Here is a 3,825-nt window from a genome sequence, read left to right as displayed (position 1 = left end):
CATTGTAAAGTGTGATTGAGTGAACCTGCGGAAGTGCTGATTACCGGAACTGTATTGTCAATAACGGTGATAGTTTGCACAAAGTTGGTACTGGTATTTCCGCAACCATCACTGAAGTTCCAAGTACGCACTCTCACATAGGCATTGGTACAATTCGCATCAGCATTGGTTACATCACTAACTAAATTTTTAGTTGGATTTACCGTGCAATTATCCGTAGCTGAAGGTGATTCGGCCAGTGCTGAAGCAATTCCTGCAGTATTATTACATTGTAAAGTGTGATTGAGTGAACCTGCGAAAGTGCTGATTACCGGAACTGTATTGTCAATAATTGTAATGGTTTGTACAAAGTTGGCGCTGGTATTTCCGCAACCATCGCTGAAGTTCCAAGTACGCACTCTTACATAGGCATTGGCACAATTCGCATCAGCAGTGGTTACATCACTTACTAAATTCTTGGTTGGATTTACCGTGCAATTATCCGTAGCTGAAGGTGATTCGGCCAGTGCAGAAGCAATTCCTGCAGTATTATTGCATTGTAAAGTATGGTTAAGAGAACCTAGAGTAGTGCTAATTACCGGAACTGTATTGTCAATAACGGTAATTGTTTGCACAAAGTTGGCACTGGTATTTCCACAACCATCACTGAAGTTCCAAGTACGTACTCTTACATAGGCATTGGCACAATTCGCATCAGCAGTGGTTACATCACTTACTAAATTTTTAGTTGGATTTACTGTGCAATTATCCGTGGCTGAAGGAGATTCGGCTAATGCGGAAGCTATTCCTGCAGTATTATTACATTGAAGTGTGTGATCCAGCGTACCCGCTGAAGTACTGATTATCGGTAAAGTATCATCTACAACAGAAACTGTTTTTGTACAAGTTGAAATACAGCCATGTGAATCTGTAATTGTTGAGGATAAAATAAATGTTGTATTGCAACCAGGACCTGCAGTTACCGATACAGTTTGAGAATTGGAATCTCCTGCTATTGAACCATTTCCAGAAATACTCCAGGAGTAAGTTGCGCTGGTTGGGGCTGAATAAATATTAGAAGAGGAGGAAGGACATAACGGACCATTTGAACCAGTGATAGAACATGTTAATGGCTGATTTACTGTTATAACCACATCGTCAGATACTGTACATTGTGATCCTGAGCCCACTATTGGCCCCGTTACTACAGTAAGTCGAAATGTCGCAGAACTTCCGGTTATACTTACGTTTGAATGTAAATCAGTTGGATCAGCGATAGTTGCGGATCCACTTACTACAGACCAAGTTTTAGATATAACAGTATAACCATCACTAGGAACAGCTGATCCTTGAAGCATATATGAAGATCCTGCGCAAACAGTATCATCATCTCCCGCGTCAGAACTTCCAAGAGTGAGGTTATCGATAGGAAGTGGATCAAAAAAGTCCTTAATAGCTGCAGATGGGGATGTAGAAGTTTTAGATTTAACAAAAACTGTTTTTATTTTAAGACTTACACATGGGTCAATAGCCCCTAATACTTCTGTTAAATTCACTGCAGATTCAATAAATGTATTTTGAAGATAGTTATTAACTCCAAATGCCTGAAAAGGTACTGGAACAGTAGTTGAATTTCCAGCTGCGTATACTGAGTTGGGTAGAAGTGATGCAAAATAGGTTTTGTATTCCCATATACTTCCATTAAATTCCCATCGTTGAATATCAAATTTAGCAACACCGCTTTCAAAGTATACTGTCAATAAAAAATCTCCTGCAGTTCGTCCTCCAGTTGAGGCAGGAGCTGTAGTTGCAAAACCGCTACTAGTTTTTGTCATAGCAGTTTGAAGAAATTCAAAATCAACATAAGCATTACCGCTATTACTTAAACGATCGGCAGCAAAAATAACCCATACATTTCCATTACTATCTGTCGTTAAATGAATTAATGCATTATTCATGTCGGTTTTATTATTTGCAGTACCTGACACCCAAGTCATATTATTTGGATTATCACTCACTTTGTCCCCTCCTCCAAATATATTGTCAGTTGAGTTGTTATAGGGATCATATAAATGATAAGTAATTCCTGAATTTAAAGGTACTCCTGAATTTGCAAGTACAAATCCACCTGTACCTGTTCCGTCCGTCCAATCTCCTACAGCTGTATTTGCAATAAGTGTTCCGTCAATATTGAATCCACCGGTTGGCGAATTAACGGGTGCTGTACCTGGACCAATTTGTGCAAGTATTACTGTTGGAAAACATAAAAAACTTAATAAAAAAATAGAAAATATTCTTGTCGAATTAGTAAAAGTTGATTTCATATTGATTTGTTTTAAATCGTTAGAAAATGAAATGTTTGTAAATAGCAAAATTCATTTTAGAACGTTGCTTGCGAATTGATGGATGAATCTTTCTCAACGAACATTCATTCATAATAAGATTAGAAGAAATATTTATTGTAAATGCACTTAAAAAGTTAATTATTTGATTAAAATAAATATCGATTAAAGATTCAATTTGACTAAGGTTATTCCAATACACCAGACCATCAAATCGAAAACTTAGATTACTCATAAACTTGAAGAAATCTAATAGATAGAAAGTAATTTTTGCATTCATACAATCAAATTTTAATTTATCATTTTTAAAATTGATTTTGTGGTATTATTTTAAGTTTAATTATATTATATAGAAATATTTAAGTTTATCTAAATAGTATATAATTACTGTGGATCTTTTCTAATTAGAAATTAAAATATAAGCATATTAAAAGGCCTAAATTTTACTGTAGCTGAAGTTTTTTTTCATATTATTTCAACTGTTTAATTAAAAATAAAATGATTGTGATTTATCAAACAATTGAATTTTTAATTCAATTTATATTTGTTTGAATTTTTTAAGTATTTAAATTATTTAAAAAGGTATATTTTTAAATTTATTTAAATAAGTTCAATTTGTGAAATATTGTCCAATACTTTTTGAATTAATAAATTATTTCAAAAATTAACAGTCTAAAAATTTAGATTATTTCTAAATTTTTCAGGGATGAAAGTTCTCTTTTTTTGGGGTTAAAATAAACTTCTCCTCGTAAATAATTATTTGATTTAGGTTCTCAAATAATTATAATCCTTATATTATATCAAAGTTATAAATATTTAGTAATATTGATTTTTTTTTTCTACCAATAACCTAAATACTCGTTTAAATGTATATTCTTAATAAAAAAAACAATTTTATTGTTCAGAAATTTTAACGTTTGTTTTGTAGTTTAATAGAGTGTCAATAAATAATTTTAAATTTTTAGCAATTATATTTATCATAGAATTATAATTAATTAATAAAAAAGTATTTATTGATATGTTTTTTAACTAAGAATTTTAAAAAATGATAGTTTAAATATGCTATTAATATTTAAAATTAAAAACCCCAAAAGTATTTACTTTTAGGGTTATGGTTATACTAATTTTAGCTCAATAATATAGCTCTATTTTTCTTTTAGTTAATTTTTTACAAGGCCGTAATAATAAATTCACTTCGTCTGTTCATTTGATGTTCTTCCTCGGTACATTTTACACCATCTGCACATTTATTTACGAGTTGTGTTTCACCATATCCTTTTCCGGTTAATCTGCTTGAATCAACACCATTTTTGATTAACCAGTTTATGGTAGATTTAGCTCTTCTGTCAGATAAAGCTTCATTATATTTGAATGTTTGTCTGCTATCTGTATGGGATCTTATATCAAGTTTCATAGTTGGATTTTGATTTAAAACATCTAATATTTTTTCTAAATCCAAAGCGGCTTCAGTTCTAATATTAGATTTATCTAAATCAAAGTAAAT

The 3,825-nt window shown here is 31.7% G+C and carries 1 protein-coding gene and 1 pseudogene; both read right to left on the bottom strand.

The features are described from left to right. A pseudogene (locus OA85_RS16875) lies at positions 1-2,303 on the bottom strand (hypothetical protein); the annotation flags it as partial. Between the two features lie 1,186 nt (positions 2,304-3,489). Next, positions 3,490-3,825, bottom strand: a 336-nt coding sequence (locus OA85_RS16865) for an OmpA family protein (RefSeq protein ID WP_039111024.1), incomplete at its 5' end; no start/stop codon positions are given.

Origin of the sequence: Flavobacterium sp. AED (assembly GCF_000812945.1) — a bacterium.
Taxonomy (GTDB): Bacteria; Bacteroidota; Bacteroidia; order Flavobacteriales; family Flavobacteriaceae; genus Flavobacterium.
Note: the sequence above shows the minus strand (reverse complement) of the source record. Positions and strands in the feature narration are given on the sequence as shown.